At 38.7% G+C, this 23714-nt stretch carries 20 protein-coding genes, 1 riboswitch and 2 other annotated features; of the genes, 11 read left to right on the top strand and 9 right to left on the bottom strand.

Annotation, left to right across the window (positions count from 1 at the left end; genetic code table 11):
* Positions 1–289: 289 nt before the first annotated feature.
* Complete coding sequence (gene pckA, locus FG382_RS10515) at positions 290–1876, bottom strand: phosphoenolpyruvate carboxykinase (ATP) (RefSeq protein WP_142538860.1); 1587 nt, start codon at positions 1874–1876, stop codon at positions 290–292.
* A gap of 189 nt (positions 1877–2065) precedes the next feature.
* Positions 2066–2180: riboswitch (SAM riboswitch) on the top strand.
* Positions 2181–2380: 200 nt separating this feature from the next.
* On the opposite strand from pckA, the gene metK reads away from it, so the two are divergent.
* Positions 2381–3577, top strand: coding sequence for a methionine adenosyltransferase (gene metK, locus FG382_RS10510; RefSeq protein ID WP_142538859.1), 1197 nt, complete (start codon positions 2381–2383; stop codon positions 3575–3577).
* Between the two features lie 849 nt (positions 3578–4426).
* On the opposite strand, the gene FG382_RS10500 is transcribed toward metK, so the two are convergent.
* A complete protein-coding gene (locus FG382_RS10500) occupies positions 4427–4939 on the bottom strand; it encodes a gamma carbonic anhydrase (RefSeq protein WP_142538857.1) in 513 nt (170 codons plus the stop codon).
* Between the two features lie 88 nt (positions 4940–5027).
* Here FG382_RS10500 and FG382_RS10495 point away from each other — a divergent pair, with 88 nt between their 5' ends.
* The 3 genes from FG382_RS10495 (at position 5028) to FG382_RS10485 (ending at position 7959) form a co-directional block, all read left to right on the top strand.
* On the top strand, positions 5028–5819 hold the full coding sequence (locus tag FG382_RS10495) for an alpha/beta hydrolase (RefSeq protein WP_142538856.1): 792 nt from the start codon (positions 5028–5030) through the stop codon (positions 5817–5819).
* A 54-nt stretch (positions 5820–5873) separates the two neighbouring features.
* Complete coding sequence (locus FG382_RS10490) at positions 5874–6557, top strand: phosphoribosylaminoimidazolesuccinocarboxamide synthase (RefSeq protein ID WP_142538855.1); 684 nt, start codon at positions 5874–5876, stop codon at positions 6555–6557.
* Positions 6558–6645: 88 nt separating this feature from the next.
* The gene (locus tag FG382_RS10485; RefSeq protein ID WP_142538854.1) at positions 6646–7959 is read left to right on the top strand and encodes an NAD-dependent malic enzyme; all 1314 of its coding nucleotides are present in this window, start codon (positions 6646–6648) and stop codon (positions 7957–7959) included.
* Positions 7960–7984: 25 nt separating this feature from the next.
* Here FG382_RS10485 and FG382_RS10480 read toward each other — a convergent pair whose 3' ends face one another.
* From FG382_RS10480 to mnmL, 4 genes are all read right to left on the bottom strand, one after another.
* Positions 7985–8527: an isoprenylcysteine carboxyl methyltransferase family protein gene (locus FG382_RS10480; RefSeq protein ID WP_142538853.1), complete on the bottom strand. Its 543-nt coding sequence runs from the start codon at positions 8525–8527 to the stop codon at positions 7985–7987.
* Position 8528: 1 nt separating this feature from the next.
* On the bottom strand, positions 8529–9611 hold the full coding sequence (locus FG382_RS10475; RefSeq protein WP_142538852.1) for a type III polyketide synthase: 1083 nt from the start codon (positions 9609–9611) through the stop codon (positions 8529–8531).
* Positions 9612–9783: 172 nt separating this feature from the next.
* Positions 9784–10353, bottom strand: coding sequence for a tRNA 5-(aminomethyl)-2-thiouridylate-methyltransferase MnmM (mnmM, locus tag FG382_RS10470; protein WP_142538851.1), 570 nt, complete (start codon positions 10351–10353; stop codon positions 9784–9786).
* The gene (mnmL, locus tag FG382_RS10465; RefSeq protein ID WP_142538850.1) at positions 10350–11309 is read right to left on the bottom strand and encodes a tRNA modification radical SAM protein MnmL/YtqA; all 960 of its coding nucleotides are present in this window, start codon (positions 11307–11309) and stop codon (positions 10350–10352) included. Before mnmL ends, mnmM begins: the two co-directional genes overlap by 4 nt.
* 122 nt (positions 11310–11431) lie before the next feature.
* On the opposite strand from mnmL, the gene FG382_RS10460 reads away from it, so the two are divergent.
* From FG382_RS10460 to leuS, 7 genes are all read left to right on the top strand, one after another.
* Entirely contained in the window at positions 11432–12601 is a 1170-nt protein-coding gene (locus FG382_RS10460) for an MDR family MFS transporter (RefSeq protein ID WP_142538849.1), read from the top strand.
* Between the two features lie 93 nt (positions 12602–12694).
* On the top strand, positions 12695–14038 hold the full coding sequence (locus FG382_RS10455) for a sigma-54 interaction domain-containing protein (RefSeq protein ID WP_142538848.1): 1344 nt from the start codon (positions 12695–12697) through the stop codon (positions 14036–14038).
* A 478-nt stretch (positions 14039–14516) separates the two neighbouring features.
* Positions 14517–15206 carry a CoA transferase subunit A gene (locus FG382_RS10450; protein WP_142538847.1) on the top strand — a complete coding sequence of 230 codons (690 nt, stop codon included), beginning with the start codon at positions 14517–14519 and terminating at the stop codon, positions 15204–15206.
* Positions 15207–15226: 20 nt separating this feature from the next.
* Entirely contained in the window at positions 15227–15883 is a 657-nt protein-coding gene (locus tag FG382_RS10445) for a 3-oxoacid CoA-transferase subunit B (protein WP_142538846.1), read from the top strand.
* 54 nt (positions 15884–15937) lie between these two features.
* A complete protein-coding gene (locus FG382_RS10440; RefSeq protein ID WP_142538845.1) occupies positions 15938–17266 on the top strand; it encodes a GntP family permease in 1329 nt (442 codons plus the stop codon).
* A 48-nt stretch (positions 17267–17314) separates the two neighbouring features.
* Positions 17315–18082: a 3-hydroxybutyrate dehydrogenase gene (locus tag FG382_RS10435; protein ID WP_142538844.1), complete on the top strand. Its 768-nt coding sequence runs from the start codon at positions 17315–17317 to the stop codon at positions 18080–18082.
* Positions 18083–18125: 43 nt separating this feature from the next.
* Positions 18126–18337 (top strand) — a binding site (T-box leader).
* Positions 18338–18563: 226 nt separating this feature from the next.
* Positions 18564–20975, top strand: a complete 2412-nt coding sequence (gene leuS / locus FG382_RS10430; RefSeq protein WP_142538843.1) for a leucine--tRNA ligase — start codon at positions 18564–18566, stop codon at positions 20973–20975.
* Positions 20976–21203: 228 nt separating this feature from the next.
* Here the strand turns inward: leuS and FG382_RS10425 are convergent, their stop codons facing one another.
* From FG382_RS10425 to FG382_RS22630, 3 genes are all read right to left on the bottom strand, one after another.
* Entirely contained in the window at positions 21204–21776 is a 573-nt protein-coding gene (locus tag FG382_RS10425; RefSeq protein ID WP_142538842.1) for an anthranilate synthase component II, read from the bottom strand.
* Positions 21773–23161, bottom strand: a complete 1389-nt coding sequence (gene trpE, locus FG382_RS10420) for an anthranilate synthase component I (protein ID WP_142538841.1) — start codon at positions 23159–23161, stop codon at positions 21773–21775. Before trpE ends, FG382_RS10425 begins: the two co-directional genes overlap by 4 nt.
* Positions 23162–23213: 52 nt before the next feature.
* Positions 23214–23442 (bottom strand) — a binding site (T-box leader).
* A gap of 52 nt (positions 23443–23494) precedes the next feature.
* A complete protein-coding gene (locus FG382_RS22630; protein ID WP_170206493.1) occupies positions 23495–23665 on the bottom strand; it encodes a hypothetical protein in 171 nt (56 codons plus the stop codon).
* Positions 23666–23714: the final 49 nt, after the last annotated feature.

Raw genomic sequence — 23714 nt, 5'->3', positions numbered from 1 at the left:
AGGCAAATGGGGATGGGGTAGGTCTGCAAAGTGCGCCACTTCCTGTGGCAAAGCAGACATAACCCGCATCATGCGGGCCAAAGAGGCAGCTCCTCAGCCGCCACAAGCGTTTTTGTTTGCGACGAGCTTGCGCAGGAGCAGCTTTTTCACATTTGACCCCGAGGGGCAAAGGCGCTGGAGTCTGGACGGGAACCGCTAGTAGAAATTTATCCTTATGCCGAAAATTTTATAGTTTTAGGACAATAAAAAAGGATGTCACCATTTAAATGGGACATCCTTTTTTTGATTATTATGCTAAAGGTCCGCCTTTAAGGGCAATATCTTCTGATACTGTACCGAATTTTTGGAAGTTTTTACGGAAAGCTTGTGCTAGTTCTCCTGCTTTCACGTCATAAGCTTCTTTGTCTTCCCATGCATTACGTGGAATTAACACTTCTGCTGGTACTCCTTCGATTTCAGTAGGAATTTCAAGACCAAACACTTCATCTGTTGTAGTATCTACATTTCGTAACTTCCCGTTGATTGCTGCACGTACCATTGTACGCGTATAAGCTAGTTTCATACGGCTACCAACACCGTATTCTCCACCAGTCCATCCTGTATTCACAAGGAATACTTGTGCACCATGCTCATCAATTTTCTTCCCAAGCATTTCAGCATATACAGTAGCGTGTAATGGCAAGAAAGGAGAACCAAAGCAAGTAGAGAATGCTGGTTGTGGAGATGTAATTCCACGTTCTGTTCCTGCTAATTTAGAAGTAAATCCACTTAAAAAGTGATACATTGCTTGTTCTTTTGTTAACTTACTGATTGGAGGCAGTACGCCAAACGCATCAGCAGTTAAGAAAACGATTGTATTTGGATGACCAGCAACAGAAGGGTCTACAATGTTATCGATATTTTGAATTTGATATGCTGCGCGCGTATTTTCTGTTAATGAATCATCTGCATAGTTCGCCACGCGAGTTTCTGGATCTACTACTACGTTCTCTAAAACTGTTCCAAATGTAATAGCGTCAAAGATTTGCGGTTCGTTTTCACGAGTAAGGTCGATACATTTTGCATAGCAGCCACCTTCGATATTAAACACGCCATTATCTGACCAACCGTGCTCATCATCACCGATTAATTTACGTCCTGCATCTGCAGAAAGTGTTGTTTTCCCTGTTCCAGATAAACCGAAGAATAATGCAACATCCCCAGCTTCTCCAACATTTGCTGAACAATGCATAGGAAAAATGTTTTGTTCTGGCAACAAATAGTTCATAATAGAGAAGATAGATTTTTTCATTTCACCTGCATATTCAGTTCCACCGATTAATACAATACGCTTTTCCATCGAAACGATGATGAATGTTTCTGATTTTGTTCCATCAATCGCTGGATCTGCTTTAAAGTTAGGTGCGCTTACAATTGTGAAATCTGCTTGATGATTTACAAGCTCTTCTTCGGTAGGACGGATAAATAATTGATGGGCAAATAAATTATGCCATGCAAATTCATTAATCACTTGGATGCCAAGACGGGATTCTTTATCTGCTCCTGCAAATCCTTTAAATACGAATAATTCTTCTTGTTCTTTTAAGTAGCTTGTTACTTTTTTATATAGTGCATCAAAAATTTCGGGAGAGATAGGTTGGTTTACAGAACCCCAATCGATTTTGTCTTTAGAGATAGGCTCTTCTACGATATACTTATCTTCTGGGGAACGGCCTGTGTATTTACCTGTTTCTGCTTTTACAGCACCTGTTGAGGTTAAAATAGCTTCTCCTCTACAAGTTGCTTTTTCCACAAGTTGCGGCACTGATAATTGTACGCTAATATTATTTCCAGCTAGCAATTCGTTCAGTTCACTCACCGTATCGATTGAATTCATATTGTATTTACCATCCTTTTTTCGTTTTTCCTCCTTGCTTGGAGGAGTATTTACTTGATATGTGAATTAGTATAACACATTTAACTTAATAGTCTACACTAATTGAGTGTTTATTTTCATTTTAAATAATAACGGTTTTTTTGTTGACATTTGTCTGTTGTTTCCGTATGATGATAAATTGAACGGATACTCTTATCCCGAGCTGGTGGAGGGGTCAGGCCCTATGAAACCCGGCAACCTGTAATTTCTAGTATTACAAAGGTGCCCAACCTGAGACAAGGTGTGATTCCTTGATTGATAAGAGTGAAAGGTGCTTATGAAATGAATGCCTTTCCTCATGTAAATTACGTGAGTGAAAGGCTTTTTTATATTACATCGCCCTTTATCCTTGTGTGCCAAGTCCGAAACGGCTTCAAGTTTAATCCATTTGAAATGGCTTGACATGGGAATGAGTACCGTATCAATTCTTGAGAGAAATCTCGCAGGATATAGGAGGAATATTCTATGACACAACGCCGATTATTTACATCGGAATCAGTTACAGAAGGGCATCCAGATAAAATTTGTGACCAAATTTCGGATGCTATTTTAGATGCAATTTTAACAGAAGATCCAAATGCACGTGTTGCTTGTGAAACAAGTGTAACAACTGGACTTGTTTTAGTTGCAGGAGAAATTACAACATCTACTTATGTAGATATCCCAAAAGTAGTACGTTCTACTATTAAAGAAATAGGTTATACTCGTGCAAAATACGGATTTGACTCGGAAACTTCTGCGGTGTTAACTGCAATTGACGAGCAGTCAGTTGATATTGCAATGGGTGTTGACCAAGCGTTAGAAGCTCGTGAAGGATCAATGACTGATTCAGATATCGAAGCAATTGGAGCAGGGGACCAAGGTCTTATGTTTGGTTATGCATGTAACGAAACACCAGAACTTATGCCACTTCCAATCAGTTTAGCGCACAAGTTGTCACGTCGTTTAGCAGAAGTGCGTAAAGATGACACATTAGACTATTTACGCCCAGATGGTAAAACGCAAGTGACAGTGGAATATGATGAAAATAATAATCCAGTTCGTATCGACACGATTGTTATTTCTACCCAACATCATCCAGAAGTAACGTTAGAACAAATCCAAAAAGATTTAAAAGAAGTAGTGATCAATCCAATTGTTCCTGCTCATTTAATCGATGAAAATACAAAATACTTTATCAACCCAACTGGTCGTTTTGTAATCGGTGGTCCTCAAGGGGATGCTGGTTTAACAGGTCGTAAAATTATCGTTGATACGTACGGTGGATATGCTCGTCACGGCGGTGGGGCTTTCTCTGGTAAAGATCCAACGAAAGTTGACCGTTCAGCTGCATATGCTGCTCGCTATGTTGCAAAAAATATTGTCGCTGCAGGACTTGCAGATCGTTGTGAAGTTCAATTAGCTTATGCTATTGGTGTAGCACAACCTGTATCTATTGCTGTCGATACATTTGGAACAGGAAAAGTAGAAGAGGCACAATTAGTAGCGTATATTCGTGAATTATTCGACCTTCGTCCAGCAGGAATTATTAAAATGCTAGATCTTCGTCGTCCAATTTACAAACAAACTGCTGCTTATGGTCACTTCGGTCGTACAGACATCGATGCACCATGGGAAAAAACAGATAAAGCAGATGCTTTAAAAGAAAAAGCTGGTCTATAATTGATAAAAGCGATACTTTCCTTGTTATTTAGGGAAGTATCGCTTTTTTATTGGTTAGAAAACTATAAAGAATTTAGATATGTGGATAACTTGAATCAAGTCGCATAAGGAATGGCATGTTTTAATTTAATCGTGGTTTAGGGAAACTGCGCGGTAAAGATTTTAAGATGTTCGCCATGATTTCCGCTCCAGGCGGACGCTTTCCGTGGGACGAGCGGTGAGCCTCCTCCTCCGCTAACGCTACGTGCGGGGTCTCACCTGTCTCGCTAATCCCACAGGAGTCGCCGCCTTGCACTCCAATCAATAGAACCTACTAATAATCACTATAAAGTATGTCTTATTCAATTAACCATAGGTTTTCACCCTATAGAAAAAACAATGTAGTACTAGATCTAGTGCATTATTTCTTAGTAATTAGCAAACTCTACTGGATTGTAGCGAAAGGGTGGCGACTCCAGCGGGAACAGCACGAGCTGAAAGCCCCGCAGGAGCGTGAGCGACGAGGAGATTGAAGCTGTGCCCGCGGAAAGCGTCCACCCTGTAGCGAAAATCACGGCGGATACCTAATAAAGCCTTACCGCGCAGTTTCCCTATTACGTGCGTTATTTCGATTTTATCGCTCCCATGAGCTAAATTGGCCAGAGACAGGTGCTTTAGCACGGTGCACTTCGCTTTCCGTTGGCGAGTTCATGCTGCACTTATGTAGCTGCAGATTAAAAAATCTATAAAGTTAAGAGTAACTACTCTCCATATTCTTCCCTAAAAGAGAGAGGCTGTTAGTTATACTAGCCCCCCTAAAAATTCTTTCTGTCATAGTATTAATCGACGAGCAGTTCATTTGAGCATTTCTTATTCCTGTAATGATTTATAATACTGTCCTTTTTCGACATACTCATGAATAATTCGCTGTACATCTGCTTTATCAGCATCGTTCAGCTCTCGTACCACTTTTGCCGGATTTCCAAATGCCAATGAGTTAGGTGGGATTTTCTTTCCTGGAGGTACAAGACTTCCTGCTCCTATAAATGCACCTTCTCCGATTTCTGCGCCGTCTAAAATAATTGACCCCATTCCAACTAATGCGCCTTTACGAATGATACAGCTATGTAATGTTGCTTGATGGCCTATCGTTACCTCATCCTCAATAATAAGTGGCTTATTTGGGCTTTGATGAAGGCAACTTAAATCTTGAATACTTACTTTACGTCCAATAATCGTAGGAGCAACGTCCCCTCGAATTACCGTATTGAACCAAATTGTAGACTCCGGACCGATTGTCACATCGCCTGTTATTGTGACATAATCAGCTATAAAAGCAGTTTCATCTATCGATGGAATTTTGTCTTTATATGGATAAATCAATAAATACACACCCTTTATTAAAATAGAATATAATTAATCGTATCAAACAAATGCAAAAAATGAAACAAAACAGAAAGGTGTGCTGTTCATGTGGAAATGGGAAGCAGAAGAAAAACCAAAGGCAGTAGTTGTCCTCGTGCATAGTGCATATGAACACCATCGAAGATATGCTTGGCTAATTGAAAAACTAAGAAGCTCCAATTGTCATATCGTTATGGGGGATTTACCTGGTCATGGTGAACTAAAAAAAGCAAAAGGGCTACATGATGAGTCTTTTGAATTGTATAAAGACTATATAAAACAGGCACTTCAAGTTGCAGTTACATATGATCTACCAATTTTCCTAATGGGTCACGGCCTAGGTGCAACTTTGTTAGTGAAAGTAATGCGTAAACTAGAAATAGAATATGCGGGGGTAATTCTAACATCCCCATGGCTCCAATTGAAAAAAATGCCCTCTAAATGGACAAATGCGCTAGCTAAATTATCTGTCCCGCAAAAGATTAATCATGATCTTCAGTTAAATGAGTTAACAAGAAATTACGATGTGTACCGTCAATTTGTGGAAGACCAATCATATCGTACACTTGTTTCGAATGACTGGTATAAAGAACTGCAAATATTGATGAAAACCGTCGTTCAAGCAGAAGAATCTATCCCGAATGTTCCGGTTTTATTGATGACAGGAGAACGGGACAAAATTACGGATACTCAAACAACCATTAGCTGGTTAAAAAAACAAACTCTTTCCGAATATCAGTTCAAAGAATGGAAAAATTGTTTTCATGATTTGCATCAGGAACCAGAACGAGAAGAAATTTTTGCTTATTCTGATTCTTTTATAAATAATGTGCTAAGATCTATTGGTTATATTGTTTGACGGCATCCTTTAGGTGTAAAATAAGTCGTAGCTATAAAAAGGAGGAAGTTCCAAGTGAATCTTACATACCAAGGAAAAACAAAAGATGTATATAAGCTGGATAACGGGAATATTTTATTGAAGTTTAAAGATGATGTGACTGGAGAAAATGGTGTTTTTGATCCGGGTGCAAATACAGTAGGACTAACAATAGAAGGTGCTGGTAAAGCAGGACTTCGTATGACTACATACTTCTTTCAAAAGTTAATGGAAAAAGAAATACCTACTCATTTCATTGATTCGAATATTGAGGAATCTACCATGACCGTAAAAGAAGCAAAAGTTTTTGGAAAAGGACTTGAGGTTATTTGTCGCTTTAAAGCTGTTGGAAGCTTTCTACGCAGATACGGAGCATATTGTGAAGAAGGACAACCTCTCGATGCATTTGTCGAAGTAACGATTAAAGACGACGATCGTCAGGATCCTCCTATTTCTAAACAAGCACTCTCGATGCTTTCCATTTTGTCAGAAGAAGAATATGAAACGTTACAAACTTTAACGCAACAAATTTCTCAACTTGTGAAAGAAGATTTAGCGACAAAAGGGTTAGAATTATATGATATTAAACTCGAATTTGGTAGAGATGCTAAAACGAATGAAATAATTTTAATTGATGAGATTTCTGGTGGCAATATGCGTGTTTATAAAGATGGTCAATATATTGAACCGCTAGCATTGGAAACTTTATTGTTCTCTTAAATAAGGAAGAATCCTTTATTCCATAAGAATAAGGGATTTTTTGTGTTATAATCAAACGGTAGATATAGAGATTCAAAAGGAGAAATATATGCAAAAACAACATATTATTCGAAATATTATTGTGGAAACTCCATCAAAACCAGGTAATTTTGCGAAAGTTGCAACTGCAATCGGTTTAGGAGAAGGAGATATTGGTGATATTACTACTTTAAAAAGTGGTGCATTGACGACGCTTCGTGATATTACGATTACATGTAAATCGATTGAACAATTAGATCAAGTAATTGCAAATATTGAAGAAATTGGAAACGGTGTGAAAATTCATGCGGTAACAGATGATGTACTGAATGCGCATGAAGGCGGAAAAATTGCGATGAAGAGTAGATTGGATGTACGCTCTCTTGGAGATTTGCAACGAATCTATACGCCCGGAGTCGCAAGTGTGTGTATGGAAATTTACAACCATCCAGAAAAAGCTAACTACTTCACATCGATTGGAAACTCTGTTGCTATCGTAACAGACGGTACAGCGATTTTAGGTTTAGGCAATATTGGTCCAGTTGCTGGTATGCCAGTAATGGAAGGGAAAGCTGTATTATTAGATCAATTCGTCGGATTAAGTGGAATTCCGATTTTATTGAACACGAGCGATCCGGATGAAATAGTAGAAACAGTGAAGCATATTCATAAAGGTTTTGGAGCGATTTTACTGGAAGATATTGGCTCTCCGCATTGCTTTGAAATTGAAGAAAGGCTAAAAGAAGAGCTTCCAATTCCTGTTATGCATGACGATCAGCATGGTACGGCAGTAGTTGCTTTAGCGGCTATATTATCTGCATGCAAAGCTACCAATGTCGATGTGAAAAAAGCGAAAATCGGTCAAATTGGTCTTGGTGCAGCTGGTCTTGCGATTTGCCGTATGTTAATGGCTTATGGTGTAGAAGACGTTTATGGGCTAGATCGCCAAGAAGAAGCACAAAATCGTCTATTAAAGCACGGAGGGAAAACAATTGGCTCTCTTGAGGAAATGATGGAGACTTGTGATATTATCGTTGCCACAACGGGAGTGTCTGGCTTGATCAAACCTGAAATGGTTCGAAAAGGACAAATCATTTTAGCGCTTTCCAATCCAAATCCAGAAATACTTCCATCTGAAGCAATCGCAGCAGGAGCAGCTTTTGCAGCAGATGGACGTTCTGTAAACAACGTAATCGGATTCCCAGGTATATTTAAGGGAGCATTAGATGCTGGAGCGTCTGCTATAACATACCCAATGCTAATAGCTGCAGCCCAAGCAATTGTCGGTCATACAAAACCAGGGGAGTTAATACCAAATCCACTCGATCCAACTGTGCATCAATTAGTTGCAAGAGCAGTGGAAGAAGCAGCAAATAAAAAATAATATCCAAAATAAAAGAAGATTTCGGTTAAGATGCCGAAATCTTCTTTTTAAATTCCTCTTTGTAATCAGTTGCTTCTATCAAAGCCTTTTCTTCTAGTGGAATGCGAACCGAAAGCATCGCTAGATTTAAGAGCGTAAAGCAAATAGCGGTAAAATATGCCTGAAACATTAAAGGTAATAGCGCTATTTCAATACATACGACCACATAATTGGGATGTCTAATATACAAATATGGACCAGATTTCACAACGTTTGCGCCGGGTAAGATCATGATTTTCGTATTCCAAAATGTCCCTAAGGAGGTTAAACACCAAATTCGAAGTGCCTGAACAAATAAAAAGATTAACATAAACAATGGAAATAAAGGTGAAATACGTTGGTTTAAAAAGACGACTTCTGCAATCAAGCACACAAAAAAACTTACATGAAGCGTAATCATATAAGGATAATGTGAGCTACCTACTTCATATGCTCCGCGTGCAAGCATCCTCTTTTCATTTCGTTTGGCAATCAAAACTTCTATAATTCTTTGAGCAATTACAAGGAATATGATAATCCAAAACAACATGCTAATCCCCCCAATTTAGTAATACTGCTTCTCCACAAAATCCAGGGCCAAGTGCTACAAGTAAACCAATCGCTTCTTTTTTATTTTCATTTTGCATGAATTGCTCTAATACATATAAGACGGTTGGTGAAGACATATTACCATGATTTCTTAATACGTCTCGCGAAATTGATGTGTGGTCTTCTGTCAGGTGTAGTGTATCCTCATATGCTTTTAGTACTTTTTTTCCTCCGGGATGTGCTACAAAATGGTCGAGTTGTTCTGTTGTCAGTTGCTGTTCTGTAAAAAAATCATCGATGAAAGGACCAAGCCAGCTAGAAATAATAGAAGGGATACTCTTTGAAAATACAACATGTAATCCACTATTTTTAATATCCCATCCCATTACATTTTCAGAGTCTGGCATCCATTTAGAAGCTGTATTTATAATGTGAGGAACGGGTCTTTTCGTTGAAACATTTGCTTCATCCCCACATACTAATACACAAGCGGCACCGTCCGCAAAAAGAGAAGCACCTATTAAATTGCTTTTCGAAAAATCATTTGGTTGAAAAGTAAGACTGCAAAGCTCTACACAAACAACGAGTACTTTCTCTGTCGGATGAGCTTTGCAATAGTCAAATGCTCGGCTAACTCCTGCAGCTCCACCAGCACAACCTAGTCCCCATAACGGGATACGTTTCATGCGATCGGAAAAAGGAAGATGGTTCATCACGCGTGCATCAATACTCGGAGTAGAGATTCCAGTAGTACTGACAAATATAATGGCATCAATTTCTTTTGGATCTATCGTAGTTTGTAAAAAAGCTGTGTTTTGAAGGCAAGCTTGGATAACCTCTACACTATATTTTGTCGCTAAATCTATATAAATATCATTGCGTTCTTCAAAAGTATGATCTGTTCGATGCCACTCTAAAGGTACACAAAAATTGCGGGTTTCGATATCTCCATTCTCAAATACTTTTAATAATCGATCTAGCTGTGCGATTTTGTCTTGGAACAGTTCTTTTGTTAATTGTTCAATATTAGTTTGGTTTAATGAATAGGGAGGTTTATATGTACTTATAGAGGCAATTTTAGGCATGGAGTTACTCCTTTTTACTAAGTACTATACCCATATTTTTGTTAGATATGCATAAAGGTGGTTGAAGTGTTACTTAAATTATATAAAACTTTTTTTCATTGCAAATCTTTTAATAGTAGTTGCAATGCAGGAAACCCGACCTATTCAAAAAAGGTCGGGTTTCCTTAAAACGTTAACTCATCTTCATTTTTTCAATCGCCAATATAAACGGCGGGTCATTTTGTTGATTGACAAATTGGTACGAAAGCACATGGGCGTACGACTGTGGTAATTGTTGTACGAAATCCATCAGGGTATCTTTTTCCTCTTTTCCACCTTCATGACCGTGGTAAACGACTAGCACGATAAGCCCGCCAACTTTTAATAAATGTAATAGAGATTCGATTGCTTGAATAGTTGAAGCTCCTCTTGTCACGATCTCATGACTACTACCAGGCAAATAACCCAAATTAAAAATGGCAGCAGATACTTGACCAGACACATATTTTGCTAGATTTTCATGCCCATCATGAATTAACGAAACTTGCTCACTCAAGTTTGCTAGTTTTAGTTTTTCGGCGGTTGACTGAATGGCTTCTTTTTGTACATCGAAAGCATACACATGCCCATTTTTTCCTACTAAATCTGCAAGATATAAGGTATCATGTCCATTTCCGGCAGTTGCATCTACTACCGAATCACCTTTTTCAACAACACTTGCTAGTAATTCTTTTGCAAATGGTAAAACTCTTTTTAAAATCATTGTAGAACACCAGTCTTTTCATAAAATTTCCCTTGATAGCTATCCCTTTTTAAAAGCTCCGCATCTATGCCGTTTAATACATCCCATTTATTGACACTCCACATTGGGCCAATCATTAAATCGATCGGTCCATCACCAGTAATACGTTGGACAACCATCGCAGGTGGAAGTACTTCTAATTGGTCGGCAACAAGCTGAATATATGCATCCCGCTCCATAAATTCTAGCTTTCCTTTTTCGTATTGCTTCACCATTGGAGTTCCTTTTAATAAATGAAGTAAATGGATTTTAATCCCTTGTACATCAAGCTTAGCAACTTCACGTGCAGTTTCCATCATCATTTCACGGTCTTCTAAAGGAAGTCCATTAATAATATGTGTGCAAATTCTAATGCCGTGTTTGCGTAATTTGTTAACTCCATCTATATAAGTAGGGTAATCATGCGCGCGATTCACTAAACTGGCTGTTCTTTCATGTACTGTTTGAAGTCCTAGCTCTATCCATAAATATGTTCGTTCGTTTAACTCCGCTAAATACTCGACTACATCATCTGGTAAGCAGTCGGGTCTAGTTGCAATGGAAATCCCAACGACACCTTCTAATGCTAAAGCAGCTTCGAATTTTTCTTTTAGCACGGGGAGTGGGGCATGTGTATTTGTGTATGCTTGAAAATAGGCAATGCATTTTCCTTTTTTCCACTTTTCATGCATTTTGGCTTTTATTTTTTCAAATTGTACGGGGATTGGGTCGACTTTATCTCCCGCGAAGTCACCGCTACCGGCAACGCTACAAAAAGTACAGCCTCCAAAAGCTACTGTACCGTCTCTATTTGGACAGTCAAATCCTGCGTCTAGTGCGACTTTGAAAATCTTCTGGTCAAATTTATCTCGTAAATATCGATTCCATGTATAATACCTTTTTCCGTCGGATGGAAAAGGAAAATTTTTTTCATTCATGCGAATTCACTCCTTAACATGCCTATTTTATCACGTCTTCGTGAAGTTTGTTGTATCTACCTTGAAGTACCTTATAAAAAAGCATACAATAGTTTAGCGAACGAGGAAATGAGGTGTGGTGTATGCCGAAAGTTGTATGGCTTTTAATCATCGGAATGTTTGTCAATACGATGGGAAATTCCTTTTTATGGCCTTTACATACGATTTATATGCATGATTACTTGGGTCAGTCGCTGTCGATGGCTGGTTTTGTTCTCATGATTAATGCTGGAACAGGTGTAATCGGTAATTTACTTGGAGGGTATTTGTTCGACCGTATTGGTGGTTATAAATCGATTATGCTAGGGATTATATTGTCAATGGTTGCTTTAGTGATGTTGACAATTTGGCATGGATGGCCGGAATATATATGGTTTGTTGCAATTTTAGGTTTTAGTGGGGGAGTTATTTTCCCAAGTATGTATGCGATGGTCGGTAGTGTTTGGCCAGAAGGTGGCAGAAAAGCGTTTAATGCTATTTATTTGGCGCAAAATGTGGGAGTTGCAATTGGTCCGGCGATTGCTGGTATTGTAGCGGACCACAATATAAACAACATATTCATGGCAAATCTGCTGACCTATGTATTGTTTTTAGCTATTGTATGGGTTTTTTATCGGAAATTGGTTGTTACGACAAATAGACATACCTCGGTGTTGAACGAGAAAAAGGAAATAAAACAAAAAGCACCTTTTTACGCTATGATGATTGTAACGATTGGGTATATGCTGACATGGATTGTATACGTGCAGTGGACATCTACTATTTCAACGCATGTGTTAGATTTAGGTATATCATTAAAACAATATAGTTTGCTATGGTCGATCAATGGTGCGCTTATTATTGTGGCGCAACCGCTGATTAAACCAATCATTAGCCGATTAGAGCATAAAATAAAAGCGCAACTTATCATCGGGATTGTTATTTTCATGGGTTCTTTTGTTGTTGTTGCTTTTGCAGAGAGTTATGCGATGTTTATCACAGCGATGGTTATCCTAACCATTGGTGAAATATTCGTATGGCCTGCTGTACCAACACTTGCTGGTCAGTTAGCACCAAAAGGAAGAGAAGGGTTTTATCAAGGGATCGTCAATAGTATGGCAACCATTGGTCGAATGATTGGTCCTTTTATAGGTGGAATACTTGTAGAGGCTTATGGAACCCCAATGATGATCCTAATACTAACTAGCTTGATGATTTTTGCAATTGTCACGAGTTTGCTATATGATTTACCACTTAAAAAACGGACCGTTTGATGAAAATCAAACGGTTTTTTTCTGAAATGAAATTGATTAATATGCTAATCTTTGAGAATATTAAAGAAAAGCTGTTTCCAAGGGGGGATTGCAATGGAAACTTTTTTAAAAAACTTATCTATATCTGTGCTTGCGGAAATATTAGAAAATGCATTTCAGTGGTTTGTAGTGGTGGACGAGTTTTCTAACATTCTTTATATTAATGAAGAATATTGCCGTTTCTTAGAGGTAGAAAGGAAAGAGGCAATTGGAAAGCCGGTTGCTGAAGTTATAGAAAATACTAAAATGCATGAAGTTATAAAGTCAGGGATAGCACATATTGCCTCACCTCACTATATTAAAGGGACGTATATGCTTGCGAATCGAGTACCTCTTGTTGTGGAAGGGAAAATTGTTGGTGCTTTTGGAAGTGTGATATTTAGAGATATGTCTGATTGGAAAAAGCTAAGTTCTCATGTTCGTACAACAATGGAACGCATTCAATTGAATATGGAGGATAATAGTTATAAAGATTACTATCTAGGAGATATTAAAGGTACCTCTGCAGCGGTGCGTAAAATAAAAGAAACGATTGAAATAATTGCTCCGAGTGATATACCAGTTTTAATTGAAGGGGAAAGTGGGACTGGAAAAGAGATTTTTGCACACAGCATACATCAGCTTTCTGAACGATCAAACGAGCCGTTTGTTAAAGTGAATTGTGCAGCGGTTCCACCTGAATTGCTGGAGGAAGAATTATTCGGCAAGTATGACTTGGCAACTGGTAAATTTAGTAGAGGGAGATATAAGCAAGCGGATAAAGGGACGTTGTTCATAGATGAAATTAGTGCGCTGCCTTTAACGCTACAGGCCAAACTCCTACGTGCGTTACAAGATGGCACGGTTTTTACTGCGCATGCTGAGAAAGAAGAACAAGTAGATGTTCGCATACTAGCATCGTCGAATGTATCACTAGCAAATCTAGTGGAGGAAAAGAAATTTAGAGAGGATCTATTTTATAGGATTCAAGCTGTAACATTACAAATACCGCCTTTACGGGAGCGGTTGGAGGACCTAGATGAGCTGTTAAATTACTTTTTACAAAAGTTTGTCGTGCAGGCTGGCCGCCGGAAAATTGTATTGGCAACAAAAACGAGAGAAATACTTCAATCTTATCATTGGCCAGGAAATGTCCGTGAGTTGCAAAATGTACTACAAGCAGCGGTATATCTTGCTGAAAATGACATTATTGAGCCTTCTGCACTGCCTATACAAGTAAAGAAGCGAAATGCTTTGTCGTTTAACACGAATGGAAAACTAGAGGATATATTAATAGAAGTAGAAAGACGCGTTATTCAAGATTTACTTGAAAGTCAATCCAACAAAGCAACGATTGCAAAACAATTAGGAATAAGCAGATCGACGCTTTATGAAAAAATAAAAAAATATAACTTATGACCTAATTCCGATTTATTGGACACTTGTCCTGAAAATCGGATTTTTTCTGTTGAATCAAATGATATTTATAGTGCTTTTTCAGAAGAAATTATCCAGGAATTCGGATTTAGAGGGGATATCATGAACTTAATATTGTCACAATGGCTATTGCTAGAATATTCCGATTCTGTTTTAATTACATATGAAAGCGTTTTAAATTAATTCAGTAATAGTCTTTCATTTTTACAATTGGCGGGATGATTACTAGAATTCATTAAAAACGGAGGTAGACCAAATTCATGCTTATTCAATTTAATCCTTCGGCGGATGCCACCGATTTTGAAAAAGAGTTATAGGATGTTAGTCTAAATACGTCGCATCCATGTGACAACGGCTAACTGACCTGCATCACGCAGACCAAAAGCGCAATTCAAAATCTGGACGCTATCACTCCGAGGCGCAATTGATTAGGATGTTAAAAATGTAAGGGGGAATTCATATGAAACCGATTTATTCTTCTGCAGAAGAAGCGGTAATGGAAATTCAAGATGGAGCAACATTAATGGTAGGGGGATTTGGTTTAGTAGGGATACCGGAACAGCTGATTCTTGCCCTAGTGAAAAAAGGCGTAAAGGATTTAACGGTTATTTCAAATAACTGTGGGATCGATGAATGGGGACTTGGATTATTATTAAATAATAAACAAATAAAAAAAATGATAGGTTCATATGTTGGGGAAAATAAAGAATTTGAACGCCAAGTACTTTCTGGAGAAATTGAAGTAGAGCTAACTCCACAAGGAACTCTTGCTGAAAAAATTCGTGCAGGGGGTGCAGGTATCCCAGCATTTTTCACTCCGGCTGGTGTTGGTACAACAATTGCTGAGGGGAAAGAGATTCGTGTGTACGATGGTAAAGAATATGTACTAGAAGAAGCTTTGAAAGCAGATTTTTCTCTTATTCGTGCAGCGAAAGCAGATAAATTTGGAAACTTAATTTATAACAAAACCGCTCAAAACTTCAATCCAATGATGGCTGCTGCGGGTAAAATTACGATTGCTGAGGTAGAAGAAATTGTAGAGACAGGCGACTTAGATCCAGCTCAAATTCATACACCAAGTATCTATGTTCAAGGATTATTCCAAGCAGCACAAGAAAAAAGAATTGAACGTTTAACAACACGTTCATAAGAATGAAGGAGGAGACTTAGTTGAATACTCGTGAAATAATTGCAAGAAGAGCAGAAAAAGAAATAGAAGATGGTAACTATGTCAATTTAGGGATAGGAATTCCTACTCTAGTAGCGAACTACATTTCTCCTGACAAAACAGTTGTCCTACAATCGGAAAATGGATTACTTGGTATTGGACCATATCCGACTGAAGAGGAAGTAGATCCCGATCTAATAAATGCTGGGAAAGAAACGGTAACGACCATTCCTGGTTCTTCATTTTTTTCAAGTGCGGAATCATTTGCGATGATACGTGGCGGCCATGTAGATGTGGCAATTTTAGGGGGAATGGAGGTATCTGAAAAAGGAGATCTCGCTAACTGGATGATTCCCGGGAAAATGATTAAAGGAATGGGTGGTGCAATGGATTTAGTCCATGGTGCTAAAAAGACAATTGTAATTATGGATCATGTAGCGAAGGATGGTTCTGCAAAAATTAAAAAAGAGTGCTCTCTACCATTAACAGGAAAAGGCGTAGTGAATAAAATCATTACAGAGCGTGCCATGATTGAAGTAACACCAGAAGGACTCGAACTAAAAGAAGTATTCGAGGGGTTCAGTGTACAAGATATCATTGATTCTACAGAAGCATCCTTAATTGTAAAAGATGTAAAGGAAAACGTACAAATTAGTTAATTTAATAAATTTATAAATAAAACTTAGTGAAATAAACATTTGGGGGAAATGTTCATGGAATTATTAAGTATGGTTGGACTTATTGGGGGATTAGTTCTACTTATTATTTTGACTATGAAGGGTGTAAATATTTTAATAGCAGGTCCAATATCGGCATTATTAGTGGCTTTGACAAGCGGCATGCCATTATTTGCACAATTGGCGGATGAAGGGGAAGCCAATTTTGTAACAAGTTATATGACCGGGTTTACTGGCTTTATTATGTCTTGGTATTTAATGTTCTTACTTGGTGCTGTATTTGGTAAAGTAATGGAGGATAGCGGTGCTGCAGACTCTGTTTCTAAATGGATTGTTGATAAGTTAGGAATGAAATATGCAGTGCTTGCTATCGTTATTGCCTGTGCAATTCTTACATATGGAGGCGTAAGTCTGTTTGTTGTTGCGTTCTCTGTGTATCCAATGGCAATTTCATTGTTTAAGCAAGCAGACTTACCTCGTCGGTTTATCCCAGCAACTTTAGCATTAGGTTCTGTAACTTTTACAATGACTTCAGCAGGATCTCCAGAAATACAAAACTGGATTCCCATTGAGTTTCTAGGAACGAATGCATATGCAGGATGGGAAGTAAGTATTATCGTAGCAGCATTTATGGCTATTTTCGGATATTGGTGGCTAAGACGTATTATTCAGAAAGCGGTTAGTAAAGGAGAAAGATTTATAGACCGTGAATCTGATCCGACATTCGATACGACAAGAAGTTTACCGAATCCTTTCTTAGCAATGCTGCCATTAGTAGTTGTACTAGTTATTTCCTTTATATTCCATGACAAATTAGCGCAATCCGCATTAATTTTAGCGTTACTTGGTGGGGTAATAGCAACTTATATTGTTGGAAGAAAGTATTCCCAAAATTTCTGGGAAGCATTTTCTGCAGGTACTGTTGGTGCACTTATTGCAATCGGTAATACAGCTGCAGTTGTTGGTTTCGGTGGGGTTGCAAAAAATGTCCCTGCATTTACAACTGCAGTAGAAGCTATGACGAATATTCCGGGATCACCTTTAATTGGAGCTGCGATTGCAGTATCTGTAATTGCTGGTATGACAGGTTCGTCATCTGGTGGTCAATCTATCGCTTTACCATTATTAGCACCACATTATATGGATATGGGTGTAAACGCAGAAGCATTGCACCGAGTAGTCAGTATTTCATCTGGTGCACTAGATTCATTGCCGCATAATGGATATGTAGTAACTACAATTCAATCAATCTGTGGAGAAAAGCATAGTGCAGCATATTGGGGAGTAGCAGCCACGACTGTAGTAGTGCCGTTATTAGGGACAGCTTTGGCAATTATCTTGTTTTCACTAGGTTTAGGTATCTAAATTTTAATATCTAAAGAGTATAAGTAATGAGTTTTGGAGGTAATACAAATGGTAAAAGATAGAGTACTACTCATCACCGGAGCGGCACAAGGTATAGGATTTGAAATAGCACGTGAATTTTATGAAGCAGGTGCGAAGGTAGTTTTAACGGATATTAATGAAGAAAAAGTAAAAGAAGCTGCATTGTCACTTGGTGAAGACGTTCTTAGTGTTAAATGTGATGTTACAAATGAAGAGGAAATTGTACATTCTATTAATAGAACGGTAGAAGAGTTTGGTCGTATTGATATTTTAATTAATAATGCCGGAATGCAGCATGTTGCAATGCTAGAAGATTTTCCGACAGAGCGCTTTGAATTATTAATAAAAATTATGCTAACCGCTCCATTTGTGGCGACTAAGCATGTTCTTCCACATATGCGTAAAGAAGGCTTCGGTAGAATTATTAATATGGCATCCATCAATGGCTTAATTGGTTTTGCAGGAAAAGCTGCCTATAATTCTGCTAAGCATGGTGTTATTGGATTAACAAAAGTTGCAGCCTTGGAAACGGCTGCCGATGGAATAACGGTTAATGCTATCTGTCCTGGATATGCGGATACACTTCTTGTGCGCAATCAATTTGAGGATCTTGCAAAAACACGTAACATTCCAGTAGAAGCAGTACTAGAAGAAGTTTTATATCCGTTAGTTCCGCAGAAACGTTTGTTAGATGTAAAGGAAATTGCTGACTTGGCATTATTTTTAGCAAGTGATTCTGCAAAAGGGATGACAGGTCAAGCTGTTGTTTTAGATGGTGGATACACAACGCAATAAAAACTTGCTATTTCTTGTTATTTCCTCTAAAATACGAAGTAATAGCAAGACTGGGATAAGGATCAGTAAATAGCGTGTGTTTTTTTAGAGAGCTAACGGTTGGTGAAAGTTAGTGAAATGCCCTATTGAACTCGCCTTGGAGTCTGTATAAGTGAACTTTAGTAGCTTATACCGTTTTCCGCGTTAAGGAATCAAGTTGAGTGAAGTTTTCACTAATTTGGGTGGTACCGCGTGAGTATATCTCTCGTCCCTTATTTTTTAAGGGGCGAGTTTTTTTATTTCTAGCTTCAGCGCCTAGCCCCTCGAGGTCAAATGTGAAATAGCTGTGGTGGCTGAGGAGCTGCCTCCTTGGCCCGCACGATGCGGGTTATGTCTGCAATGCCACAGGATGTGGCGCACTTTGCAGACCTCCCCTAAACCCATTTGCCTGTCGGGGCATACACAGGCGCTTACGCTTTCTTACATTTAAGGAGGAAATTCAATGAGCTTTAATCATGAAGCAATCGAAAAAAAGTGGCAAAAGTATTGGCAAGAAAACAAGACGTATAAAATGACGGATGATCCATCCAAACCTAAATTTTATGCATTGGATATGTTTCCTTATCCATCAGGAGTAGGTTTACACGTTGGGCATCCACTGGGATATATCGCAACGGATATACTAAGTGCATTTAAACGTAAACAAGGCTATAACGTACTTCATCCAATGGGCTGGGATGCTTTTGGATTACCAGCAGAGCAATATGCGATTGATACTGGTAATGATCCAGCAGAATTTACTGCCAAGAATATTGCTACATTTAAACGTCAAATGACAGATTTAGGATTTTCATTTGACTGGGATAGAGAAGTTAATACGACAGATCCTTCGTACTACAAATGGACACAATGGATTTTCATTCAGTTGTACAAAAAAGGTCTAGCTTATGTAGATGAAGTACCAGTAAACTGGTGCCCTGCATTAGGTACTGTATTGGCAAATGAAGAGGTAATTGATGGCGTTTCTGAACGTGGAGGACATCCAGTAGAACGTCGTCCGATGCGTCAATGGGTACTTCGCATAACTGCCTATGCAGATAGACTTTTGGAAGACCTGGAAGAACTAGATTGGCCGGAAAGCTTAAAAGAAATGCAACGTAACTGGATTGGCCGTTCAGAAGGTGCTGAGCTTACATTTGACATAGCTGATACGAAGGAATCCTTCCGTGCATTTACTACTCGACCAGATACCATTTTCGGTGCAACTTATGCAGTATTAGCGCCTGAACACAAGCTTGTCGATACAATCACAACTGCTGAACAAGCTGAAGCAGTGCAAGCTTATAAAGATCAAGTGAAATTGAAAAGTGATTTAGAACGTACGGACCTTGCAAAACACAAAACAGGTGTATTCACAGGTGCTTATGCGATCAATCCAGTAAGTGGCGAAAAAATGCCAATTTGGATTGCGGATTATGTGTTAGCATCATACGGGACAGGTGCTATTATGGCGGTTCCAGCCCATGATGAGCGCGACTATGAATTTGCAAAACAATTTGACTTACCAATCGTTGAAGTAGTTTCAGGTGGGGATATTGAAAAAGAAGCATACACAGCTGATGGTACGCTTGTGAACTCAGAATTCTTAAATGGCTTGAACAAACAAGAAGCTATTGCCAAAGCGATCGAATGGTTTGAGCAAAATGGTAAAGGTGAAAAGAAAATTACGTATCGTCTTCGTGACTGGTTATTTAGCCGTCAACGTTATTGGGGCGAGCCAATTCCAATTATCCATTGGGAGGATGGCACATCTACTCCTGTAGATGAGTCTGAATTACCATTAATGCTTCCTGTAACTACAGATATCAAACCAAGTGGAACCGGTGAATCTCCATTAGCTAATATTACGGAGTGGGTAAATGTTGTAGATCCAGTAACAGGTAAAAAAGGGCGTCGTGAAACAAATACAATGCCACAATGGGCAGGCAGCTGCTGGTACTACCTACGTTATATCGATCCGAACAATGACGAAGCACTTGTGGATCCAGAACTAGCTAAACGTTGGCTTCCAGTTGACATTTATGTGGGTGGAGCGGAGCATGCGGTACTTCACTTGTTATATGCACGTTTTTGGCATAAATTCCTTTACGACATCGGCGTTGTGGCAACGAAAGAGCCATTTCAAAAACTATTTAACCAAGGAATGATCCTAGGTGAAGGTAACGAAAAAATGTCTAAGTCAAAAGGGAATGTAGTTAATCCTGATGATATCGTGAAAAGTCATGGAGCAGATTCTCTTCGTCTATATGAAATGTTCATGGGACCGCTGGATTCTTCTAAACCATGGTCAACAAACGGCTTAGATGGATCAAGACGATTCCTAGACCGTATTTGGCGTTTACTTGTCGATGAAGATGGTAAATTAAGTGCGAAAGTTACAGACACTTCTTCTGACAATATGGAAAAAGCGTATCACCAAACGGTTAAAAAAGTAACGGAAGACTTTGAAGCAATGCATTATAATACAGCCATTTCACAAATGATGGTATTTATCAATGAAGGCTATAAAGCAGAGAAAATCTCAAAAGAATATGTGGAGGGCTTTGTGAAGCTTATTTCTCCAATCGTTCCGCATATAGCTGAGGAGCTTTGGAGCATTCTTGGACATAATGATACAATCGTGTATGAATCTTGGCCAACATTCGATGAGTCTAAATTAGTAGATAACGAAGTAGAAGTTCCGGTGCAAATTAAAGGAAAAGTACGCGCGAAACTAAATGTTTCTAAAGATGCAACAAAAGAGGAGTTAGAAGCATTAGCTTTAGCTTCTGAACAAGTGCAACAATGGCTAGAAGGTCAAGAAGTGAAGAAGATTATTGCAATACCTGGAAAAATGGTTAATATTGTAATCTGACGAGTGAAAAAGCTGCTTATCCCTATGAAGGATAAGTAGCTTTTTTTTACTTTTTTTACTATTACAACTAAACTGTTCATTTTTCCAACTAAATCCTCAGAAATTACAACTAAACCTTCAAAAAATCCAACTAAACACCCCAAATTTCCAACTAACTCCATTCTCAAGCATTTCACAACTAAAAAAGCCCCTAGTAAGGTACTAGGAGCTCCTAAATTTTGTAGATTATCATTCAAGTGTTTCTATAAAAGTCTGTATAATTCGATTCCCTTGTGCAGTTCCAATGGATTCCGGATGGAATTGAAGTCCATAAAGAGGGTAATCACGATGCTTAATCGCCATTATTTCCTGATCATCTTCAGCTCTGGCAAGTACCTCTAGTTCGTCGCTTATCGTATTTTCATCAATCACAAGCGAATGATAACGCATTACGGAAAAGGGTTCATTTACACCCTCAAACAAATATGAATAAGTATGTTCTACGTTTGAAATCTTGCCATGCATGATTGTTTTTGCTTGCACAATATTCGCGCCAAATGCAGCCCCAATTGATTGATGACCGAGGCAAATGCCCAGTATCGGATATTTTCTGTGCAGCTTCTGGATGATCTCCACCGAAATGCCGGCTTCCGATGGGGTACCAGGACCTGGAGAAATAATAATAGCCGCAGGATTTAATCGTTCAATTTCCTCTATGGATATGGCATCATTTCGAATAACCATTACTTCCTGTCCTAGCGTGCTCACTTGTTGAAATAAATTATAAGTAAAGGAATCATAATTATCGATTAATAAAATCATCGTTGCACCTCCAACAATGCTTTTGCTTTATTAATCGTTTCCTCGTATTCACTTTTTGGAATCGAATCAAAGACAATACCAGCTCCGGCTTGAACATGCGCAAGGCCATCTTTCACAACCATCGTGCGTATAGCAAGTGCTAAATCCATATTGCCAGTGACGGATATATAGCCGACCGCTCCCGCGTACACTCCGCGTTTGGTAGTTTCCAAATCATTAATAATTTGCATTGCACGGATTTTAGGAGCTCCTGATACAGTTCCTGCTGGCAAACAAGCTGTCAACACGTCGAGCACATGCAAGTCTTTCATTAAGCGACCAGTTACTTCGGAGACTATATGCATGACATATTTATAGTATTCAATCTTCATATACTTTTCGATTTGTACGGAACCAATTTCTGAGATTCTTCCGATATCATTACGGCCAAGATCTACAAGCATGCGGTGCTCGGCAATTTCTTTTTCATCATTCAATAAATCTTTCGCGATTTGCATATCTTCCTCGGAGTTTTTTCCTCGTGGCTTTGTGCCTGCAATTGGATTGGTTGTAATCATGCCATTATTAACTTTTACTAAGCTTTCTGGTGAAGTTCCGAGAATAGTATATTTTTCAAACTCCATATAAAACATATAGGGAGAAGGATTCGAAGTGCGAAGCTGGCGATATAAGGCAAAAGGATTTCCTTCGAAAGGAGAAGAAAAACGTTGTGACAATACAATTTGGAAAATATCACCTTTTACAATATGCTCCTTTGCTCTTTCTACCATCTGAATGAAAGTTGCCTGTTCTATATTTGGTTGGAAAGCAAGACTTGTTTTTGTATCTTCTTGAAACTTGAAAACCTGCTGTAAATCGGTATAAATTGTTTCAATAGCAGATGCCATCTCTTGTTGCGTGCGACCAGTTTGAAATAAATCAATTGCAGCAATCGTCACAGTTTGCTTCAAATGATCAAAAATAATAAATGTATCATAAAACATTAGATGGATATCTGGCATTTCTAATTCATCAGGCAATAATTCCCCGATTTTCTCATGATAAAATGCTGTTTCGTATCCGAAGTAGCCAATCGCACCGCCAAAAAAAGCAAACGGGTACTTTTCCATATGAATGGGCATTAAATTTTTTAGCTTTTCTATTACAGAAGTTGATCCTTTCTCCGTTTCACCCTTGGTATATGACAGAGTATAGCCTGATTGGTCACCAATCAGTTCTGCAATGGGGTTTAATGCGATAAATGAATAGCGTCCACTTTCCTCATGCTTCGCGGAAGATTCAAATAGCATTTTCTTTCTTCCATTAATCGATTGGTAAATGGAAATAGGGGTCATCATGTCTCCTTGAATCTCTTTCATCTCATAGCTTCTCGTCTCAACTGTCATTACTAATCTCTCCTTTTCTCTGCTCAACTGAACACAAAAAGGCCCTCCATCTAAAAAGGACGGAGAGCCGTGGTGCCACCTTTATTGATTACTATTGTAACCCGCTTATTTTGCAAACAATCATTCGCAAAGTCTTATAACGTAGACCTACGCCAAAGCCTACTAATTCGTTCAGCCCGGAGCTCAGAAGCCCATTCACGACATGTCTGCTACTAACTTGCACCAACCGTCAGCTCTCTTAAGCATTTTACATCGCTACTATTCTTCCTCATCGCTTGTTAAAGACTATTGTATTATAAATAGTGTTAAAATTCAATTTATATTTTGAGGTAGCTAATAAATAGTTGCACATTTTAGGGATACTGCGCGGTAAGGCTTTAATAGGTGTCCACCGTGATTCACTCCATCCCCGCCGCTTAGGCGTACGTTGGGATGTCTCATTAGCCCAAGTGGAACAAAGGCTAAGAACGCCACATCGTGTGGTAACGCCTTTGAAACCGACATCCTGTTGACCTCGCCGTCTGGAGCGAAAATCAATAGATATTTCTTACTT

The organism is Psychrobacillus lasiicapitis, assembly GCF_006861795.1.
In the GTDB taxonomy this organism is placed as follows: domain Bacteria; phylum Bacillota; class Bacilli; order Bacillales_A; family Planococcaceae; genus Psychrobacillus; species Psychrobacillus lasiicapitis.
Note: the sequence above shows the minus strand (reverse complement) of the source record. Positions and strands in the feature narration are given on the sequence as shown.